Genomic DNA, 20,276 nt, shown 5'->3' with positions numbered 1-20,276 from the left:
TCCCTTTTGTGACTTTCAAGCCCTCGACCTGGAAGAGGAGGAGAGACTTAAAGATGGGTAGAGTCTAGGGAAAGTAACAGCCTGGGGAAAGCAGGGAACGGCGTACGGGGATTGACGGGCAGGGTGCTTATTTGCTGATTCTAGTATTGGGTGCTTTTGCGTGAACTGCTTATATTTGAACGAAACTCTATTGACGACTGAATGACTGCTTTTTGGCCATTGCAAACGTTCGATGGACCTCGCGGCATCGGTCGCTATCGAGAGTAAAGCAGCCCTCGGGTAAGTCTACGAAGGCCGGTGTGTGATTTAGCGATGTAGCTCGCTAGATGGCACAAGGATAGAAGGCGCAACCAAGTGGGCGCTGTCTCGATACACAACATGTACGCCGAGTTTGCTACGCCAGAACAGAGCTCCTTCGAGGAACAGCGGCCAGTCTGCGGGCTCATGTTGAACCCCCTGTAGCCTCGCGACCGTCGTTGTCACCAATACGTCATGTGTCACAAAAACATGGATGCCTAGTTCGCCATCAGCCGACGACAACATGCTCTGCACCAGAAACCGGGCCGCTTCATCAGGCTGTGCCATCCCTGGCAAAGCATCTTTGCCTGCAACAAGATGCCGCATGACCTCTTCATGTCCAAGCGTCTCCCAGTTTCTCCACGCCAAACTGCCATCCAGCACATACACACCGGGGTCACCCAGTAGCCGGCTCTTGGCAATACGGGCATCAACACCCGAACCGAACCGCAAGGCTTCGGCCGTTTGAATGCAGCGGGGCAACGGGCTGCTATGCAGTGATCTCAGGCGAGCACCAAGCTTCTGGCCCAGTTTGAGCGCAATGTCCTTGCCCGCGTCGGTTATCGGCACTTGATTACCGGCTTCACCCGGAGGAAGTTCGTCTCGCACGGAGTGCCTCAGGAGCAAGGCGACAGGCTGATCGACAGGGCTCTGCTCAAGATTACTCAGGAGTGACGCGGGGATTTCCCAACCGTGCGCCTTAGTCATATCGCCTCCGCACACAACACTGCAGGAAGCGCCGCTACTTGACGAACATCAATCAGACTGAACCCTGCTTCAGCGAGCAACCGTTCAAAGGCCTTCTTCGAGCGCTCCCGTCCTCCAGTAGCCATCAGCAAATGCAAGTCACACAAAGCGCCCGATACACCGTGCTTTTCCATCAGCATTTCGATGATGAAAAGTTGCCCTCCCGGCGAGAGGACAGCGCGAGCCTGAGCCAGGATCTTGAATGCGTCACCGTCATCCCAGTCATGCAGCACTCTGGCCAGAATTACAACATCAGCCCGGATACTCCAGGGCTCAAAGAGATCACCAGGCAACCAGTTCAAGCCTGGCACCACACCAAGGCTGTTGCGGGCCTGCTCAACCACTTCAGGCTTATCGAGCACGGTCATGCGAGCATCGGGATACGTACTCAGGATGTTCATCGCAAGCGTTCCGAACCCACCACCAGCATCCACCACACGCTCATGGCCTTGCAAGCGGAGTGCATCCGGAATCAATGCGTAATCATGGCGTGCATAACTGCGCAACATTCGGTGATGCTCCTGCAGACGTGCAGGATCTCTGGCGACCTCTCCAAAAATATCCGGTGCGCGCCAATCTCCATGCGCCTTAAGCGCCTCTGACAAGGACGACCACAAGTCGCCAAGAGCTCCTGAGTATTCGAGAGCCGCGTCCGCCAGAGTCAATGGATGGCCCTCCAGCAGGAAGTCACCACGAACGCTCAATCTCCAGTTTTCAGCATTACGTTCAACAAGTCTGAGTTCTCCCAGGGCCCGCAGCAGTCGCATGGCTCCATCGCTGGAGAGCCCGCACTTTTCGGCTAGTGCGCCAGGTGTGCAAGGCAAGGCCTCGATTACGCCCAGACGTACCGCTGCCGCTATCGTTTCAGTGCGCCAGTAACCAACCATATCGCCTGAAAGCGCCGCAAATTCAGACTGTCTGGCAGGACGAAGTTCGACTAGGTGTTGCCCTAGCTCGTTGATGACCTCTAGGCCGCCATCAAATCGCTCCACTCTTGCCTGACCGTTGTAGAACGGTTCAACCGCCGCAAATCGTTGTGCATAGGCAGGCGCTCCACGTAGATCAACGTGCATCCAGCCGTCGCCATCACGCGCGCGTGCGAATCCTTTGTGAAAAACGTCTAGATCAGTGAACCAGTTGCCATGCAACGGCTTACCGTTCAGATCCAGATGCGTGCATAGACCTGCGTCATTCTGGATGACACAGAATCCGTCCTTGTAGTCTCCGACATAGCGCCACGTTTCCGGATACGCGAATGAGCCATCCGAACGCACATGTCGATAGCGACCATCTTGCAATCGCACCGTACAGCGTTCGCCCTGAAAGTTTCCGCACCAGTCATACCGCTCAGGATAGGCATCGCTTCCGTCTGGATGAATGTGGTGCCAGCCATCCTGGGCCTGTACCGTAGCGAAACCTTCATAGAAACCAAACGTGCGAATGAAACGGCGGGAATACGCTGCATTGCCATCCGGTCCAACATGCCAGGCCTCATCGCCGCACTTTACAGGCGCGAGGCCTGGAACATGGAACTTGAGCACTTCGTCGAAACGTCCGGAATACGCGGGCTGACCATCGCGCTCATGGTACTTCCCGCATGCAGACACGTTCAGATCACGCCAGTTCATAGAGCCTCCCCGGCGGGCTTTCTCATATTGCAGGAGGCACACAAAGATCGATTTCTATAACTGGCAACCAGCGCGCGGTAAGCGTCGCCCTGCCAGATATCGAGCAAGGATGTGTCGAGCAGTTTGCCGAACTCTCCCAAAGTCCTGCGCTGTGCGTCCGGCGCACAGCATGGATTGAATCGCCCTTGAGCACTGATCCATGCCTCTTGCCCCAGGAATGGGCACAGGCCATCAGGCGCGAGTTCCTGGTTCGATCCTTCGTCTAGCGGAAAGATGTTCTCCAGCAGAATCGCGCGCCCATTCGCGAGGGACTGGTCCAGCGCGATCTTTCGAGCCTGCTCGACGGCGACATTCCAGCGCCGGATCGCGTCAGCATTGCGGCGCATCGACAAGGCTTCGATTTCAGGAAAATGCGCCCAGAGATGGTGGCCCTTTATCCGATCCACGCCGAGTTCGATACCGAGTCGCACGATATCGGCCAACTCATCGATGTTGGATTCTAGAAAGGTCAGCTGGAGCGTCACGCGGCAACGGTTGCCGCCATTCGCTGCATGCGCATCACGCACTGCAATGAACTCACGCAAGTTGTGCAGCGATTCTTCCCATTTCGAGCCCAACATGATCGATTCATGAGTGGTCTTGCAGGCGGCGTTCCAGGAGATCTTCACATCGGAGGTGACCGGCACAATGCGTGCGGCCCAGTCGCCAACCCCGTACTTAGGGAAGGTCCCGTTGGTCGTCAGATTCAGTTTGACGTCGTGCTTCGCACACAAAGCCAGGATGTCCTCGAAATGCTCATAGAGCAAAGGCTCACCCATGGTTGAAGGGATGATTTCACTCAGCCCTTTACCAGCCATTTCCTCGACGACACGCTTCAGCATCTCGAATGGCATGCGACGATGACGGCGCCCATCGAGCTTGCGCAGAGGTTGCAACTTGCTGTGCGGCGAATGCTCTTCGCACATCACGCACTTGAGGTTGCAGGTATCCGGGTTGGTATCAAAGGTAATGCGCCAGGGTGCTTGCGCATGCGAAAGCTTGGTTCTGTCTCGCCGACGAAGGACTCGGTGATACAAGGCTTCGATATCCTGCACGTGGGTATCGATATCGGGAATGTCACCATCCTGGCTGAAAACATAGCCACGACTCCCGAGTTTTGCCGCCAGTTCAGGAGCATCGACAAAACGCTGCATCTGCTCCGCCAGTGCAGCGAATGAGCGATGCTCGAACAAGAGCCCATTAACCTCGTGGTGGACATACTCGGCCATCCCGCCGGTATTGGCGGTGATCACCGGTACGCGAGCCTGCTGAGCCTCATGGATGACCAGCGGCGAGTTCTCCACCCATACCGATGGCACAACAATCGCATCCACGCGATCAAAAACATCGCGAACGATATCCTGATTCCTGTATTCAGGCATCCACTCGATCTTGTTTGCGATCTCGGCTGGCAGGCTTGCGGCGATGTCTTTCAGCGCGGCCGTTTCCTGACCACGCGGGCGCCCCCAGATCCTGAGCCGGGCTTTGCCGGTGAGCTGCCCAAAGGCACGGATCAGGTCATGAATTCCCTTGGCCGGTATGTGGGTGCCAATGTACCCAAACGTGAATTCCGGTTCCTGAACCCTGATGCGGTTGGCGGAACGCCTTCTGTCGAAACCGTAGTCCAGATAGATAAGTTTGCGCTCGGGCAGGCCGAAGTCATGGTGATAGCGCTCCAAAAGGTAACGCGCCGGGGCAATGAACACATCCACCAGTTCGGCCATCTCACGCATGTGTGCCATGCGGCGCTTCACCCAGTCTTGCCAGTAAGTCACATCCGCTTCATATTCATCGGCGGCACCGCTGAAGTAACGCGCATAACAACGCTCGGCACACTTGCGATCTTCCTGCCCATCACATGCCGCCCAAAGATTGTCAGGATCTTCGGGGAGGGTTTGCATGAACTGGCCGCGCGGACACATGACCCAATAGTCGTGAAGCGTGTAGACAATCGGTATCCCGCGATTGGCCGCCTCCTTGATCAGTGATGTCGAGAGATGATTTAGGTGCCCGACATGCACAACATCTGGCTGTACCTCGGTCAGTACCTCGGCGAAACGCTGATCGACCCCTTCTGCCCGGTATCTGTCTTTGAGTCTCGGGTTATTCACCAGATGCAAGGTGATCCTTGCGTCATCAGGATCTCCCTCTTTGCGAAGGCGGTAGTCCGGCGCGAAGGAATCCTCTTCGCGGGTAAAGACATGGACCTCATGTCGATCAGCCAGCCCCTGACACAAAGTCTGGCTATAGACTTCGGAGCCGGCGTTGTAGCGCATCGGATAACCGTGAATCACCTTCAGAATTTTCATACAGATGCCTCCGCTGCGCTGTGCAATGCAAGTTCGTGCCTGAAGTCTTGAATGAGACGCATCAGGCCCGCTTCCAAAGAAATTGCAGATTCCCAACCGAGTAGTTCGCGCGCTCCCGCCGGGTCTCCATAGAACCGCGCAACGTCGTAAGACCTCGGCGCAGCCTCAGCGATGGCTGCATCGCTCTTCGCCAGCCGACAACAAATCGCGGCTAGCTCGCCTAAAGAGGTTGGGTGCCCTGATACCAGATGCACTGGGGGCAATGACTGCTCGCCGGACTCCAGCAGTCCGATCAAGGCACGAAGACCTCGAACGACATCATTGACGTGCGTAAAGTCGAAGGTGTGATTGCTGCCTTCAACGCGCAGAGGCAAGCCTTCGACAGCGGCTCTACAAAACGCTGGAATGACTCGATCTCCGTGATCCTTCGTGCAGCCATACACATTCGAAAGTCGCACGACAGCAGTCTGCAGACCAAGGCTACGTGCTTCGAGAACAAGACGCTCCCCTTCAGCCTTGGAACGCGCATAGACGTTGAGCGGATTCAATGCAGTCGTCTCAGCAACCGGAAGGGACGGAACCTGCCCGTATACCTCTCGGCTGCTCGAAAACAGAATCCACGGTCTGGAACTCTGGGCTAATGCCGCATGAACGAGGTTTTGAAGGCCAGTGACGTTCGTACGCCAACACAGTTTAGGGTCTCGTTGCCCCCAGACAACCCTTGAAACGGCCGCCAGGTGAACAACGCCGGCACAGCCCTGAATAGCTGCGTCAATGTTGGCCAGGCGGGTCACATCACCGTGACTCGCTCCTTGCCCAAGCAGATCCAGTTCCTTTACCGAAAAACCGTCATTTCTGAGCGACGCGCAAAGCCGCCGCCCCACCAGGCCGCGTGAGCCGGTGACCAGTACTGTCTTTGTCATGATTTTTCCCAAGACGAGAGCCGGAACTCCCGCTAGGAGATTTCCGGCAAGTGCAACGATCAGTCGCTTTCGCGCTTCTGTATTTGCTTCAGATGGGGGGCTTCGATCTGAAGTCGCTGCTGCGTCAGTGTTGCCAACCTAGTTGCATCTTGAGGAGAGTAAGCCCGATCCCGGTAGTACTGGGGTGAGGTCTGATTGAGTTGCATAGACCGACGATCGATGTCGGCTTTTGACGGGGAATGACTCATAGGTTTACTCCTTCAGGTTAAGCCGGAACGGACCGCCACCACTCCCCTCGGGTTGGGGAAGCGCTTGGAGCAAAGCTAAGCGTGGAGTCTGAACTGGCTTTCGGGTCGTTTCCGCAGAGGTACGTACCCACCGACGAAGTCGTTGTCCAGGACCCGATCCAAGACACAAAGAGAGGTATCAATGCTTCTTAAATGCTATGCAAATTTTTGATTCGGCTCAACTTATTGTCGACACTTCGCTGTCCGCCCAGTAACGAAAACCAGACTATTGGCGACAATAGCTGAGCGCCTGTTTTGCGCCGATTAACGGACAAAAAAATGCCACTCACATGGAGTGGCATTTTCATTTAATGAGGTCCAAATAAATCTAGACCTCAATCAAATCCGACAACATCTGTAGGTTCTCATTTCCTACTAGATACTCAGCTTGCGGAATCAATAGGTTGCAGACCGAAAATGAGACGAGCCAGAAATTTCGTCTCAATGGACGCGATAATCCTACTGAATGTTCACCGCAGACCCCAGGAATCCTACCAACCGGAATTCCCTCGGGTCAGACCCCGTGACCTGAACCAGGAACCGTTGAACTTCGCTGTCTCGAGTATAGATCAGCATGCGGCAGGGGGTCGGTCCCTCACCACGCAACGGGTAAATCCCCTGCTCGGCCAGCATCAGGCTCATCTTCTTCGATGAGCACCCCAGAATCTCCGCGATCTCTTTTCCCAGCACATGGTTCTGCTGGAATCGCTCCAGTTCTTCCCGGCTTACCCGGGACCCCAGGTTCTTAAGGCATCCCAACCTTTCTGCATGTACGAATCCATGGTGGGTAAGCCAGTAGGCGACCTGCTGCTTCACCCCCAGGATCCTGGCCATTTCCGGAATGCTGACCCAGTTGGAACGGCCGCTGTTCAGGCGCTGCTGCAGAGCCCTAAGCTGCGCAATATCGAAAATCCAACGAGTGATGCCACGAGCCCCATCCTGGAAAGCCTGGGGTTTCAGCGTCCCCGCCTTTACCGCTTCCACCAGGGCCAGGATCTCATCCCCCGTCCAATGCCAGAACTTGAGGACGTAACCCAGGGACACCTGGTGTTCCTCGGCAATGGTCAGCACCGGTAGATCGGTGACGACCTCCAGCAGGGCCTCTACCTCGCCACGAGGGATCCGCCAGGGCAGATGTTCCTTGTCCCAGATGCGGCGGGCGCTGGGGAAGAGAAGGGTCAGGAGCCGCTGCATCCGGACTTTGCCGAGCCCCAGCATCTCCATGGCCTTTTCCATGGTGATCTCCCCGCTCAGCTGCTCCTGGATTTGCACCAGCTGGTCCCGGCGGACCATGAGGAACTTGCGGCCGGCGGTACTCAGGAATTCTTCCCACTCGACGTTGCCTTCGGTGATCAGGCGCCGCAGCTGCTTGAGGCTGATCCCCAGTTCATGGGCGGCAACGGTACCAGGGATCCACTGGGCGTTCTTCTGGATCATCTCGGGCAGGCGCCGATTCCTACCGGCAACCCCGCCTTTCCAATGAACGGTGATCCATTCTTCAAAGGCCTTACGGACATCGCTGAACCCTGCCTCCTTGAAACCCTTGTAGAGGTAGGTATAGGCGTGCTGGAAGGTATCCCGGAGTCCCTTCTTTTCTCCGGAGGAGTTGGCCTGAAGCTGGTTGAGGGCCTGATGAAACCCTTCCGGCCACCGAAAAATGATCTCCGCCGCCAGGGTTGATACCGGCCAGGAACCTTCCAGACGCCCCGAGTTGCGCAGCTTCAGGGGCCGGGGATTGGCCATGGGATCCATATGGGTCCCCAGGAAGCGGATCAGTCGCTGGGTTTGGTCTGCATCCAGGTGGGAGAGGGGAGCTGGCGCCTCTCCCTCGGGCCAGTGCAGCAGCTTGTCTTCCAGGATGGCCGCCAGGCGCCGGAGGTTGTCTGGGGCGGGGCCGGAAGTCTCCTCCCGCAGGTCGGATCCACACTGGCAACGCAGCAGGGAGTCCCGCTTCCACTTCAGGGGCTGGCCGCAGGAGCCGCACTGGTCCACCATCCAGACCCCATGCTTGGGGCAGACATCCAGGAAGTAGATCTCCCAGGAGGCCTGCCAGGTCGGGTCTTCTGCCAGGCACTGCGGGCAGAACCTCGCATGGTGCATGTTCCAGACCCGGCCTTTCGATTCGGCCAGCAGGGCGACCCGGGCCACATGGGCATGGAGGTGCGGATCCAGGGCAGGATCAGGGAGTAGCTGATGGCGTGACAGACAATCTGGATCGAAATGAATCCCTGCCTGGCCGAGATCGTTGAGCGTCATGCAGTTGGCCTCGGCCAGCCGCAGCAGATAACCACGAGGACCTTCATGTCGGCTGGGGTGGGGACGGAGCAGGAGATCCGGTGCCGAAGACGGAGGGAAGTGCTGATCGTTCATCTCACTTCCCTCCCCGGGTCAGATTCATGCCCAGCTTCCGTGCCACGGGAGAGCCCACGGGATCCTGCCGGGTATGGAGGTAAAACACCTCCCCTGGCCGGTCCAGGGGACGCAGGGGCGACTCCGGATGGAAGGGATTGAGCCGATCCGGAACATCCCGCCATACCCGGTTGCGAAAACCAGCAGCCAGTGCAGGCAGGTCTAGGGTGTCCAGACCGGCAGCCGTGGCGGCGGAGACGGCCCCCTCGATGATTTTGACGACATAGTCCAGGAGCCCGTAGCTGCCCACATGGAAACGGCGGGCCAGGTTGGCTTCATGGAGCGGGACTTCGACCTGGAGGGGCAGGTGCATCTCCATGGTCTTCAGGATGCCCCGGAACTCCTGGAAATCCTCCGCTACCTCCAGGGAGAAGGGGGTAATGCGTATCCGCTCCGAGAACCGCCGGGCCAGCTGCTCGTTGCTGTTCACCACCAGCTCGGCCGCCGGCAGCCCGCAGGCCACCATGCCTACCTTGGTGTCCTCCAGGAAGTTCTTCAGCCAGTCGGTGATATCCCGGAAGGCATTCAGGCTGGGGGCGTAGAAGAGGTGCTGGAACTCATCCAGGATCACCATCTCCACCCCGCACTTCACGAAGAGTTCGTAGATCCAGGAGGTTTTTTCCGGGGCGGTACCCCGGTGGGCCTTCTTCTGACCCAGGGCTTCCAGGATGGCTCCGGCCAGGCTGCGTGCCGTGGGAGAGGCGGGGACCGTCACCATCAGCACCGGTACCACCGTCCGTTCGGCCAGATGCTGCCTCGGAAAGCGTTCTCCATAGGCTCGCACCATGGTGCTCTTGCCGGCGCCGGAAGGTCCGGTCAGGAGTAGGCCACCGCCGGTTCCATGGTTCCGGCGCCGCAGATGCAACTCGGCGATGCCGTACATGGACTCCCGGTAGCGTTGGTGGGGGATAGGGTCCATGACCAGCTTGAAGCCCAGGCCCGGGGCCTGGAACGGAACTGCTGCCGGGGCGAACTGGGTCATTACCGCTAAGGGTTCCATGTCACACCCCCTCGCCAGCAGTAAAGTCCGGCAGGTCGTCATCCAGACCGGAGGGTAATGCCAGGGGTACGACCTCCTTGACCGGCTTCAGGGGCTTGCGGGCTTCTGCCAGCGGATCCTTCCCATTGAGCACGGCTTCGCTGTCGTGCATGAGGTAACCCGCCCCTGCCTTGCGGTATCCCATCTTCTTGGCCTTGATGGCCTCCTGGATGATCGCCTCAATCTCAGCCCGGGCCTGGAGCAACTGGGGATTGGCGCAGTTGTCCCCAAAGCGCTTGCGGGCGTTCTCCCGAACCAACCGGTGGATATCCCGGGGCAGGTTTTCTGCGTACTCCGCCAGTTTGGCCGGTACCTTGAGGTACTCCTGCAGGTTGGTATCGAAGACGTGGATGTGAGCCACCGTGTCCTCGTAGTACTTGAGGGAGACCGGGACATTGGCGCCGGCGCGGCGCCGGATGGTCTGCAGCAGTTCGGAGTTGTACTGCAGGCCGTCCAGCTCGATGCCGTAGTGAAACAGGGTCCGCCTGGCTGGGATGCCGGCGATGATCTCCAGTTGCTGGGGATAGGCCGGCAATTCGATGATCCTTCTCTCTGCCGATTCATACCACCGGTCGATAGGGCGGGCATTGATGCCACGGTGGGGCGTGACGTTGTACACCTCAACTACCCACTTGGTGATCAGATGAACCAAGCCCTCCATATCAATCACAGCCTTCTCTTCTGCCGGGTAGTCCCCCCGCTCATCCACATTGGAGAACACCGTCCCCGGCAAGCGATGGATGAGACCCATGTTCATGGTGCGAAAGAACCGCTCGATGGCGCCCTTGTGCTGAGGGGTCTTGGAGCCGCAGAAGAGGATCTGAATCCCCATTTCCAGACAGGCCGCTTCCAGGGCGTCAGAGTGGAGATCCGTACCGTTATCCACGGCAATGAGGACAGGGATGCCGTAGGCCGGCCACTGGCCCTGGATGTCCCGGAAGCGGGCGAGCCATTCATCCTTGGGCAGGATGGCCCGGCGCAGGCACTGCAGGACACCATGGCCCGAGGGAGCGTTGAAGCTGATGTAAAACCCCACCACCATGCGGGAATGGCTGTCGATGGCCATGGTCAGCCAGGGACGTCCCAGGGGCAGCTTGGTCAGGCTATCGATGACGATCAGGTCCAGAGGGGTGTGATCAATCTCGATGCGCTCCAGGACATTACCCACCTTTACGCTACCGATGGCGGCCCGGTACTTCATGCGGGCTGCTTCAGCACCTTCCCGGGAGGCATCCACCAGGTCTTGCTGCAGGGCAGCCAGCCACCGGTAGACGGTGGCCCGGCAGGGGCACTTGATCTGGTCGTTCTGAGGAAGCCCTTGATTGACCAGGCCCACATTTCGACGAAGTTCATCGAAGACAGCCTGTTTCGGTAATTTCTGGTTAGTCAGATAAACAGCAGAAATGACGTCCTCAAACACCTGATAGGCCGTTTTGAGGTGAGGGCTGTTCATCGGCTTGTTGCGTGGGATCAGGTAAATGAGGCTCTTAGCCTGACGGTAGCGGCGCCACCAGGTCTGGACCGTAGAGGGGCAAGGGGGGTAGCGGTCGTCCAGCCGTTCCGCGACCTGGGCAATGATGGGGCGCCAGTGTTCCTGGTTGTAGGGAGTGTGCTCGGGATCGATGGCGTCCAGATAGGACTTGCGCCGCCGGGCTTCCCGTTGCTGGTTTTCGGGGTAGGTGCCTAGGTCCCGAGGAACGGCCAGGTAGAGGGCATTGGCGAGGGAGCCCAGGGAGGATTCATCCACGATCCATTCCTGCGACAACCAACGGGCCCGAATCTCTTGGTCAGAAAGGTTAATCAGTTCCCCGGTATCGGACTGGAACTGAATCTTGCCGGTGACCAACCGTCGGGATAGCTCCCAGCCCATTTTCTCGTCCCGGAAGCGCAGGCCAACCTTAGAGGAAAACCGTATCATCACGTCCTCCGTCCTGGATGGTCAGCAGGGTATTGCCCGTCAGCGGCTGGGTCAGATCACAGCCCAGCAATCCGTGGGCGATGAGGTGTAGGACTGTGTCCCGTCCCAGGGTACTTTCAGCCTTGGTGAAGGTGATGGTGTCGGCGCCCAGATCAGAACGAAGTTCGTGGAAGGATGGAAGGGGGCGACTGGTTTTGCCCATTAGATAGTCAACCTCCTGGGCATTGCTCAGGAGGGGCTCGCGCTGCAGTTCCTGCTCCGTCACGATCCGGAAACCCAGTCCCCTTTCCTGATAGTGGGTAGCGATGGCAGCGAACTTGGTGGCCACCTTGCGGCTCTTGAGCTTGGCGGTGGTCTTAACCTCTAGGTGAAACACCGAGCCGTCTGCCAGGACGACCTCGAAATCTGGGTAATAGTCACAGAGCGATTGGCCGTCGAAATACTGGATAACGGCTGGTTGCTCCTGGAAGGAAACGACTCCCGGGGAGACCTCTAAAAGCAGAGCGGCGTCCCTTTCCAGAAGGGACTCACAAGCCACCATCCGACGGAGCTTGCGGGAAGGGAAATAGCCGCGGAAGTGCCTGCCGCGGCGGGTTACAACTTTTCTAGCGAGCATCGTTTTTCTCCTGGCGGCGGGCGTAAGAAATCCCTGCGCCAGCCGCATGTCTTGAAAATTGAGACAAAAGAAAACCCGCAGCCAGTAGGAAACTGACTGTTGTCTCATGGAATCAATGGGATAAGGCTTGACGTGCCCGAGGGGAGAAGACGATACTTTGGCTGTCGATGCCGGTACCTGTTTTTTGCTATCTCTCTCGGGGCAAGCCTTTGTGCTTGCCCTTTTTACATGGTGGGTTCCTCCTGGTTGGTTGGATGTCTTCTGGCTACACAGAGGACTGGACGTGCTGGTCCTGGCCTGCAGGAATATGCAGCGCCAGTTCTATGAGCTGGATTTGAAGAGGGCTGAGATGGCCCAGTTGGGGCTCCAGTTGGTGGAGCAGGGTGTATTCACGCTCACTGGCCCAGGATGGGAGTGAGAAGTGGCGTCGGGAAAGTCTGAGTGCTTGGGCCAGGGCGGCCTGCTCTTCTTCAGTTAGCAGAAGGCCCCGGATAAGGCGGTTGATGAAGTCCTGTTTTGGAGGACCCTTATCTCCCCTCTCCAGGGCAGAGATATAGCTTGGCTCGTATCCAAGTTGGAGGGCCAGTGCTTTTTGTTTGTAGCCGCGCCCAAGGCGTAGGCATTTGAGATAGACGGAGAATGGACTCATAGCGTGTCAGCATGATTTTATAAATAAAATCATGAAGTTGTAACGATATTGAGTCCGACGATGACAGAGCGGATTTTGTGAATTTTGGGAAATTCTTACCGCTGAATAGAAAAACGGAATTGTTTTTCTATCTATGAAAATTCGAATGGATCTAAGTAGGTAGAAACTCACCAAAATAAGGGTGGTTTCTATTGCCAGTGTGCTGTGTAAACGTGCGAATAATTAACGAAATTTATTTAGCAGATTTCTCAATATCGCTTCCTCTGTAGTTCGAAATCCATCATTACAGAGCACTAATGGTGCATCAGGTAGCCAGTTGTCTGGATCATCATCGAGAGCAATCCACATCTCATCGGCTAGATTTTGTGTCTCTAGGTATTGCAGTGCTTCTCGTTGGCGATGACCAATCCAACCATCTCCCATCTTTTCTAGGGTTGGTGTAATCCCAATCAGTCTGTTCCGAAGATCTTCGGTAAAGATATTTCTCAGCTCGTCAAAAGCTATCCGGCGACGCCAGTCACTGGCCACTACGATCTGGAGGAATGAGTATTCGCGTAGGACTGACTCCAATCGGGGTAGATAGGAGAGGAGTTGGTTTTCCTCATCCGGCAGGTCTTCCCGGGGAAAAACCGGATGTAGGACGCCGTCAATATCTAGGAAGAGAATCATGGTCCTAACTCAATGTGAAGCTGGCTGGGCTGCAGGTATTAACAGAGACCACACTTGTTTAAGCATAGCGCCGAATTACTACTGACCTAAGCACCTATGCCATGTCCACGGCGGTACAGCGCTATTTATAGAAGAGGGAGTGCCCTTGTTCTTTGGGTATGAGGATCAGCCCGGGTTGTTGATCCAGGAGTTGGATGAAAATCACGTTGAATGACTGACTGTCACTTTCGGAGAGCCTAAATCCTAGTTGGACGTAACGTACAGGCATGCAAATTGGTCCACGAATTCCGGTTGAGTAGCTCACCTACTGGCTTGCTGACACAGAGGAATTTGACAGCTACAATTCCATCGTAATAATTTGGCACTCAGGGTATCTAACAGCCATGTTGACGGCAAGAGTTGAGTGCTGTATAGAAAAACAGTGGGCCAATATCGAATTGGTGTTCGATGCATCGCTGCGGATATTCAGTGGCTCACAACCTTAAGAGCACTGACCTTACGAAGAACCACCATAAGACGCAATGAAGATGCCCCCTTTCCTTTTCATTGACCTGTTTGCGGGTCTTGGCGGCTTCCACCTCGCACTCGAGCAGCTTGGTGGAAAATGTGTTTTTGCTGCGGAGTGGAAGGAGCATCTCCGAGAACTCTACGCAGAGAACTTCGGTCTCCGACCGGCAGGAGATATCACCCTTGTTTCGCCTGCCGACATACCAGACCATGATGTGTTGACTGCAGGTTTCCCATGCCAGCCATTTTCCAAAGCAGGTGACCAACTAGGCTTCGAGTGTACAGAGCAAGGCAACCTCTTTTTCAATGTCGCCGTCATTTTGAAGAAAAAGAAGCCATCTTACTTTATTCTCGAAAACGTCCCCAATCTGCTTAAGCATGACAACGGACGCACTTGGGCAGAAATTCAGAGAACGTTGCGCTCAGAATTGGGATATGACATTCGAGCTGAGCGGTTTTCTCCCCATAATTTTGGTATCCCACAAATCCGGGAGCGGGTGTATATCGTGGGCTCTCTCCTACCGCTCGATGGATTCGAATGGCCTAAAACGAGTGATGCCGAGACCAATATCGACTCTGTACTGGATGACAACCCGGCTGATTCAAAAAAGCTATCACCGCAGGTTCAAGAATGCCTTGAGATCTGGGATGATTTCTTAAAGGCAGTGCCATCTCACGTCAAATTGCCGTCATTTCCATTATGGTCAATGGAATGGGGGGCAACGTACCCTTATGAAAATACAACCCCGCACAAACTGAAGCAGCTGTATGGCCTCGATGGCTTAAAGGGCTTCAAGGGTAGCCACGGTGAAAAGATTGGGCATCTGAAGACTCTGGAAGAGCGGTGGGCAGCCTTACCAAGTCATGCGCGAACTCCTCAAGATAAGTTCCCGAAGTGGAAACAGGACTTCATTCGCAAGAATCGACAGTTCTATGAAGCTAACAAAGCTTGGATTGATCCTTGGCTCCCTAAGATTTTGAAGTTCCCGTCCAGCCTTCAAAAATTCGAATGGAATATCCAGGGGGGCAAGCACAACATCTGGGATTACGTTATCCAGTTCAGAGCATCAGGTGTCCGCGTTAAACGCCGTTCGACAGCCCCAAGCTTGATTGCGATGACGGATACCCAGGTTCCTATCATTGGGTGGCAGAAGCGATATATGACACCCAATGAATGTGCACGGCTGCAGAGTCTGGATGGGCTAGCAAAACTGCCTAATAGTCCTTCAAAGGCTTTTGCAGCCCTTGGTAACGCCGTGAACTCGAATGTCGTCAAGATGGTCGCTGAAGCGCTACTACGCACGCACTCCGATACGGCCGTAAAACGTAAAGAACTTGAGGTTGCCTGATGTCGACTGCACAAGACCTTGGACCTATCGAAATACGGCCGGAGGTCACGATGCTGTCGGTGCTTCGGCACTTGAACTACAAGCCTTGGTTTGCCATCGCTGAATTCATCGATAACGCAGTGCAAAGCTATGTGAGTAACCTGGAAAAACTCATTGCACTGAACGGCCCAGATTACAAACTAAAGGTAGATGTTCGCTTAGACACGGCTGGTCCAGGCTTCATTGTCGTAACTGACAATGCTGCGGGTATATCAACGGCAGACTTCCCTCGTGCTTTTCGAGCGGCTCAGGTTCCTGCGGACCGGAGTGGCTTGTCCGAATTCGGCATGGGAATGAAAAGTGCGGCATGTTGGTTTGCTCAGACCTGGAGCGTGCGCACAAAAGCACTGGGCGAACCAGTAGAACGGACAATTTCGTTTGATATACGACACATAATCGATAATCGTATTGAGTGTCTGGACACGACCGTTCGCGATGAGCCATCACCGACGCCCTATACGGTGGTGACATTACGTGGCCTACATCATGTTCCGCAAGGGCGAACTATTGGAAAGATAAAGGAACATCTGGCTAGCATCTATCGGATTTTTCTACGCGATGGCAGGCTCATGCTCACCTTTAACGGTGAGGCTCTGTCGTACGTCACGGCCCCAGTCCTTAAGGCCGTCCCATACTCAGCTCCAGGATCGCCAACTCCTAATTCAGATGCAATTGAATGGACCAAGCCCATAGACTTGGATTTTGGAAAGGGGCAACGGGTTACTGGTTTTGCAGCCTTAAGAGAAGTTGGATCAACCCCATACGCTGGCTTTGCCTTATTCCGACGTGATCGCCTCATCGAAGGCAGTCACGATGAAACGTATCGCCCTAGCTTTATCTTTAAGCAAACAAATAGCTATCAGTATCAACGGCTGTTTGGAGAACTACATGTTGAAGGATTCGAGGTCAGCCACACTAAAGATGGTTTTCGCTGGGAGGAGTATGAAGATATCTTCCTCGAATATCTTAAGGCAGCACTCGAAGCCGAACCGCTGAACCTAATTGCACAGGCCGAAAACTATCGGGCACTTCCTTCCCGGAAGACTATTGGAGCTCGAGCGACTGCAGCCACTGACACAGTGGCCAAATATCTAGAGGAAGACGTTGCACCACTACTGGTAGATGCACGGCAAAATCCGGCAGCTCCAGAGGCGCTGCCACCCGCATTGCTGGTGACAGACCTAAAAGCCTCTGAACGCACAGTTACACTGGACGACGGGGGGTACAAATGGATAGTCACGCTCAGAACCTCTATCGACCCAGCACGTGAAGACTGGGTCTCAGTTGCTAGAGAAGATGCTAAAGCTGGCGATGAGTATAGGACCCGTCGACTTGGTATCGAACTCTCTTTGGCACACCCATTTTCTGCCGAATTTTTGGGGGCCAATAACGAGAATGTTGAGGTTTTCTTACGTATTGCAGCAGCACTGAGTATTGCCCTTGTTCTGTCTGAAGATATGTCGGGTGATCCACCCGAAAGTGTCCTATTCCATTTCAACTACCTGTTGAGAGGCGCTATGTCAGGCGCTTCCCTGCGAATACATGGCAACCACTATCAAGATACTCAAGACCGTCAAGCCTCCTTTGCGCTGGATTCCTGAGCCGAAGGACTTCACAACCGAGTTCCTCGAAAGTAAGTCGCAGGATCCTAATGGTCCTTCGATTGAAGACCTTCGAAACGGTCCGAACTCTGTTCTTCAGGAAGCACTACGTATCTTAGGCCGATGCCTTCCTCCATCGGAACCAGCGGGCCGGGAAACAGGACTGGTAGTTGGTTACGTCCAAAGTGGAAAGACCATGTCGTTCGAGACAGTCATTGCTTTAGCTCGAGACAATGGCTATGGCGTCGTAATTGTCCTTGCAGGAACGAAGAACAATCTTCGGGATCAGTCGGAAGATCGACTTAAGAAGGATTTAGGTATCGATGAGGGGGGAGACCATTGGTATCACCTATCAAATCCCACAAAAGCGCAGCGCTCCCAAATTGAGAGCAAAATTGACGCATGGCGTAAGAAATCCTCAAAAAAGTCACTTCTGATTACTGTGTTAAAACACGGTGGCCATATTGAGAAGCTGACAGCAGTATTACAGGCAGTTAAGCTTAACGGGGTGCCCGCTCTCATCATTGATGATGAGAGCGATCAAGCCAGCCTGAACACTCAGGCTAGCCGCATTCGTAAACTGCGTGCTCCCGCTAATGCGATGAGTACTACATACGAAAAGATCCTCGGATTGCGCGATGTACTGCCACATCACTCCTACCTTCAGTACACAGCAACACCACAGGCAAATTTGCTGCTTGCACAAACAGACCTTCTGAATCCCTCTTTTTCTGAGCTCGTAACCCCCGGGGATGCTTACACAGGAGGACACGCGTTCTTCAAAAGCGCCGTAGGCCTAGTAGAAGACATCCCACCTGGGGATGTGCCTACCCCTCAGCATCCCCTTAAGAGCCCCCCAAAGAGTTTACTTAAGGCGCTTCGCTACTTTCTCCTGGTGGCTGCTCAGCACTCACTAACCCGCAAAAAAGGGCTTACCTCTAAGGATCGCAATCGATCAATGATGGTTCACCCTGCTGTGGCTACTACTCAGCATAAAATTTACAGAGATTGGGTTGAAAAGGCATTTTCAGCACTTAAGCGACGTATTGAGGCCGATAGTGTTTCCAAGCCGGGATCCCTCTCTGCCATTTTCCAAACGGAATATGATGCCCTTGCCAAGACTTACTCAGAACTGAAGCCACTTTCCGAGTTGATTGCAGCACTGGCTGATGAAGTTTTGGATGATCTCAATTGCGTTGAGGTCAATGGAACACCTGATGCAGAGAAGAAAGTTAGCTGGAAAGCAACTAAATACTGGATCCTGGTTGGTGGTGCCAAGCTTGACCGCGGGTACACCGTAGAGGGGCTTTGCGTAACCTATATGCCTCGCCCACTGGGTACGTCTGCTGCAGCGGACACGCTTCAGCAGCGAGCACGATTCTTTGGCTATAAGAAAGCGTACCTAGGCCTATGCCGAGTATTCATCCAGCCTAGTGTTAAGGACGCATTTACTGAATACGTTGAACACGAGGACTTCGTCCGGGAAGCTCTCGTGCAAAACCGGGGTAAGCCGCTCCGCGATTGGCGTCGAGATTTCATTCTTACGCAGCTACTCAAACCTACGCGACCAAACGTGGTAGGCCTAGGTATTCGCCGTGTCCTCGTTGAAGACTGGATTGTTCCAAATGTTCTTCAACGTGACGATGTTGCAGTTGCCGAGAATAGGCTCCTACTCGACAAAGTCGACAAGAAGTGGAGTAAGGATTTTTCCCGGGACAATGCAGCGACTATCCCACGATTAGCACCGACGAAGGGGAAATCATCCAATGACGTCATCTTAGATGTACCGTTAACAACGGTCTTGGAAGATTTCCTTTTGAACCTCGAAGTCAAAGACCCTAAGGATGCGGAAGAACACAGTGCGATGCTTGTCGCATTGAGTGCCTTGCTTGCCAAAGATCCATCGCTGAAAGTCGATGTGTTCGTTATGAATCAACTCAAACCTGGTTATCGCAGTCGTGTAGGGACATCAACTCTACCTGCGAGCAACAAATTTGCGCCAATAAATCAGTACTTCAGCCAAAGCGCAAACGCTATCAACGACAGAAGCTTTTTTACGCCCGATCGGATATCACTACAGTTACGCCGCTTTAACCTTGGACACCATCAGCGCGACGAATCTAAAGCTGACATCCACGATGTCACTTGGTATGCCCTCTACGTACCAAAGAAGTTAAAGAAGGACCTTTTTGTCGAGAATCGCGATTGATGAATCTCTACTCTAAGTTTGAAGGCTTAGCTCGAGCGTCCTCTCCAGTCGAGTTTGCAGCAGTCCTTGTTAGTGGTCGGCGTAACGATTTCTTGGCTAAGAACGCGGATGGTTCTCCCATATTCCTTCTTAGCGACTCGAGTGCAGCTAAATACACTCCCGGCACCATTCTCAAGCACTTGAGCGTGCAATTCCACGCCACCTGTCGAGTCCAGTCTGTAGAAGGAATCGTAGACGGGCAGTTCGCTATTGTCGCTTGTAACCCGTCAGCCCCTGAACTCTATGAACTCTTTATTCGATGTGTGGGAGCTGCAGTTCAACAACTGCCAGACAAGGCTGCAACACAGGATATTGAAGTCTGTGTGCGATCATTATTGAATCTATTCCGAGCGATGAGCGCCCCTGGTGGCCGAGAGATTGCCGGTCTCTGGGCTGAACTCTTCGTTATCGTGCAGGCAGATGATGTACCAGCTGCGGTAAGAGCGTGGCACGCAGATGTATTCGAACGCTACGACTTTTCCTCACCTGATGGGGTTCTGGAGGTAAAGGCCACACAAGGTGCTACCAGAGCCCACGAGTTTGCACTTGAGCAACTAGAGTCCCCTAACGGTCGGGGACTGATTGTGTCAGTACTCCTTCAGCCACTAACTAATGGAATTGGGGTGATGGACTTAGCGGCCCGGATAGATGAAGCGCTTCATGGTGATACTGAATTGCGGCAACGTCTTTGGGCCAACATTACTGCGGCACTTGGGAGCGATTTCAGTGAGAAGCTAGACCGCCGCTTTGACTTCAGTTTTGCTGAGCGTAACGTTGCCATCTTCAACATGCCCGACATCCCTGCTCCGGATCGCCCGAAAGACGCCAGAATCACGAATGTCCGATTCCGAGTCGACCTAACAAATGTCGTATCTTCTGTTGCCAAACCAGCACTTCGTACTCTACGACATAGTTGGTAGCAAATATGTGATCTCAATTTCTTAGAATTGCCTGTACCTCTATCTGAGGTGCCATCAGATGGAAAGTAACGCCCCCACTATA

General features: G+C 54.6%; 14 protein-coding genes. 4 read left to right on the top strand and 10 right to left on the bottom strand.

Annotation, left to right across the window (positions count from 1 at the left end; all coding sequences use genetic code 11):
• Positions 1–306 precede the first annotated feature (306 nt).
• From EV678_RS11495 to EV678_RS11450, 10 genes are all read right to left on the bottom strand, one after another.
• On the bottom strand, positions 307–1,005 hold the full coding sequence (locus EV678_RS11495) for a histidine phosphatase family protein (protein ID WP_130459626.1): 699 nt from the start codon (positions 1,003–1,005) through the stop codon (positions 307–309).
• The gene (locus tag EV678_RS11490) at positions 1,002–2,672 is read right to left on the bottom strand and encodes a methyltransferase (protein WP_130459625.1); all 1,671 of its coding nucleotides are present in this window, start codon (positions 2,670–2,672) and stop codon (positions 1,002–1,004) included. The genes EV678_RS11495 and EV678_RS11490 overlap by 4 nt, the downstream gene beginning before the upstream one ends.
• Complete coding sequence (locus tag EV678_RS11485) at positions 2,669–5,020, bottom strand: glycosyltransferase (RefSeq protein ID WP_130459624.1); 2,352 nt, start codon at positions 5,018–5,020, stop codon at positions 2,669–2,671. The genes EV678_RS11490 and EV678_RS11485 overlap by 4 nt, the downstream gene beginning before the upstream one ends.
• A complete protein-coding gene (locus EV678_RS11480) occupies positions 5,017–5,943 on the bottom strand; it encodes an NAD-dependent epimerase/dehydratase family protein (RefSeq protein WP_130459623.1) in 927 nt (308 codons plus the stop codon). The genes EV678_RS11485 and EV678_RS11480 overlap by 4 nt, the downstream gene beginning before the upstream one ends.
• A gap of 746 nt (positions 5,944–6,689) precedes the next feature.
• Positions 6,690–8,600 (bottom strand): TniQ family protein, encoded by a 1,911-nt coding sequence (locus EV678_RS11475; protein ID WP_130459622.1) that lies wholly within the window; start codon positions 8,598–8,600, stop codon positions 6,690–6,692.
• A 1-nt stretch (position 8,601) separates the two neighbouring features.
• Positions 8,602–9,621 carry a TniB family NTP-binding protein gene (locus EV678_RS11470; protein ID WP_165397508.1) on the bottom strand — a complete coding sequence of 340 codons (1,020 nt, stop codon included), beginning with the start codon at positions 9,619–9,621 and terminating at the stop codon, positions 8,602–8,604.
• A gap of 19 nt (positions 9,622–9,640) precedes the next feature.
• On the bottom strand, positions 9,641–11,425 hold the full coding sequence (locus EV678_RS11465) for a DDE-type integrase/transposase/recombinase (RefSeq protein WP_165397507.1): 1,785 nt from the start codon (positions 11,423–11,425) through the stop codon (positions 9,641–9,643).
• 151 nt (positions 11,426–11,576) lie between these two features.
• On the bottom strand, positions 11,577–12,320 hold the full coding sequence (locus tag EV678_RS11460; protein ID WP_130459619.1) for a TnsA endonuclease N-terminal domain-containing protein: 744 nt from the start codon (positions 12,318–12,320) through the stop codon (positions 11,577–11,579).
• A 157-nt stretch (positions 12,321–12,477) separates the two neighbouring features.
• Positions 12,478–12,861, bottom strand: a complete 384-nt coding sequence (locus EV678_RS11455; RefSeq protein ID WP_130459618.1) for a helix-turn-helix domain-containing protein — start codon at positions 12,859–12,861, stop codon at positions 12,478–12,480.
• 222 nt (positions 12,862–13,083) lie between these two features.
• A complete protein-coding gene (locus EV678_RS11450; RefSeq protein WP_130459617.1) occupies positions 13,084–13,530 on the bottom strand; it encodes an HAD domain-containing protein in 447 nt (148 codons plus the stop codon).
• 521 nt (positions 13,531–14,051) lie between these two features.
• Here EV678_RS11450 and dcm point away from each other — a divergent pair.
• The 4 genes from dcm to EV678_RS11430 are packed head-to-tail and all read left to right on the top strand — an operon-like array spanning position 14,052 to position 20,194.
• Complete coding sequence (dcm, locus tag EV678_RS11445; RefSeq protein ID WP_235832456.1) at positions 14,052–15,386, top strand: DNA (cytosine-5-)-methyltransferase; 1,335 nt, start codon at positions 14,052–14,054, stop codon at positions 15,384–15,386.
• Complete coding sequence (locus tag EV678_RS11440; RefSeq protein ID WP_130459616.1) at positions 15,386–17,026, top strand: ATP-binding protein; 1,641 nt, start codon at positions 15,386–15,388, stop codon at positions 17,024–17,026. Before dcm ends, EV678_RS11440 begins: the two co-directional genes overlap by 1 nt.
• The gene (locus tag EV678_RS11435; RefSeq protein ID WP_130459615.1) at positions 16,968–19,235 is read left to right on the top strand and encodes a Z1 domain-containing protein; all 2,268 of its coding nucleotides are present in this window, start codon (positions 16,968–16,970) and stop codon (positions 19,233–19,235) included. The genes EV678_RS11440 and EV678_RS11435 overlap by 59 nt, the downstream gene beginning before the upstream one ends.
• On the top strand, positions 19,235–20,194 hold the full coding sequence (locus tag EV678_RS11430) for a PD-(D/E)XK motif protein (protein ID WP_130459614.1): 960 nt from the start codon (positions 19,235–19,237) through the stop codon (positions 20,192–20,194). Before EV678_RS11435 ends, EV678_RS11430 begins: the two co-directional genes overlap by 1 nt.
• Positions 20,195–20,276 lie beyond the last annotated feature (82 nt).

Source organism: Azospira oryzae, from assembly GCF_004217225.1.
Classification (GTDB): domain Bacteria; phylum Pseudomonadota; class Gammaproteobacteria; order Burkholderiales; family Rhodocyclaceae; genus Azospira; species Azospira oryzae.
This window is presented reverse-complemented; position numbering and strand designations above follow the sequence as displayed.

What these genes read in the sequence shown, in the direction of transcription:
- EV678_RS11495 (WP_130459626.1), bottom strand. Translation starts at nt 1,005, where the DNA reads ATGACTAAGGCGCACGGTTGGGAAATCCCCGCGTCACTCCTGAGTAAT.
- EV678_RS11490 (WP_130459625.1), bottom strand. Translation starts at nt 2,672, where the DNA reads ATGAACTGGCGTGATCTGAACGTGTCTGCATGCGGGAAGTACCATGAG.
- EV678_RS11485 (WP_130459624.1), bottom strand. Translation starts at nt 5,020, where the DNA reads ATGAAAATTCTGAAGGTGATTCACGGTTATCCGATGCGCTACAACGCC.
- EV678_RS11480 (WP_130459623.1), bottom strand. Translation starts at nt 5,943, where the DNA reads ATGACAAAGACAGTACTGGTCACCGGCTCACGCGGCCTGGTGGGGCGG.
- EV678_RS11475 (WP_130459622.1), bottom strand. Translation starts at nt 8,600, where the DNA reads ATGAACGATCAGCACTTCCCTCCGTCTTCGGCACCGGATCTCCTGCTC.
- EV678_RS11470 (WP_165397508.1), bottom strand. Translation starts at nt 9,621, where the DNA reads ATGACCCAGTTCGCCCCGGCAGCAGTTCCGTTCCAGGCCCCGGGCCTG.
- EV678_RS11460 (WP_130459619.1), bottom strand. Translation starts at nt 12,320, where the DNA reads ATGAGACAACAGTCAGTTTCCTACTGGCTGCGGGTTTTCTTTTGTCTC.
- EV678_RS11455 (WP_130459618.1), bottom strand. Translation starts at nt 12,861, where the DNA reads ATGAGTCCATTCTCCGTCTATCTCAAATGCCTACGCCTTGGGCGCGGC.
- EV678_RS11450 (WP_130459617.1), bottom strand. Translation starts at nt 13,530, where the DNA reads ATGATTCTCTTCCTAGATATTGACGGCGTCCTACATCCGGTTTTTCCC.
- dcm (WP_235832456.1), top strand. Translation starts at nt 14,052, where the DNA reads ATGAAGATGCCCCCTTTCCTTTTCATTGACCTGTTTGCGGGTCTTGGC.
- EV678_RS11440 (WP_130459616.1), top strand. Translation starts at nt 15,386, where the DNA reads ATGTCGACTGCACAAGACCTTGGACCTATCGAAATACGGCCGGAGGTC.
- EV678_RS11435 (WP_130459615.1), top strand. Translation starts at nt 16,968, where the DNA reads ATGGCAACCACTATCAAGATACTCAAGACCGTCAAGCCTCCTTTGCGC.
- EV678_RS11430 (WP_130459614.1), top strand. Translation starts at nt 19,235, where the DNA reads ATGAATCTCTACTCTAAGTTTGAAGGCTTAGCTCGAGCGTCCTCTCCA.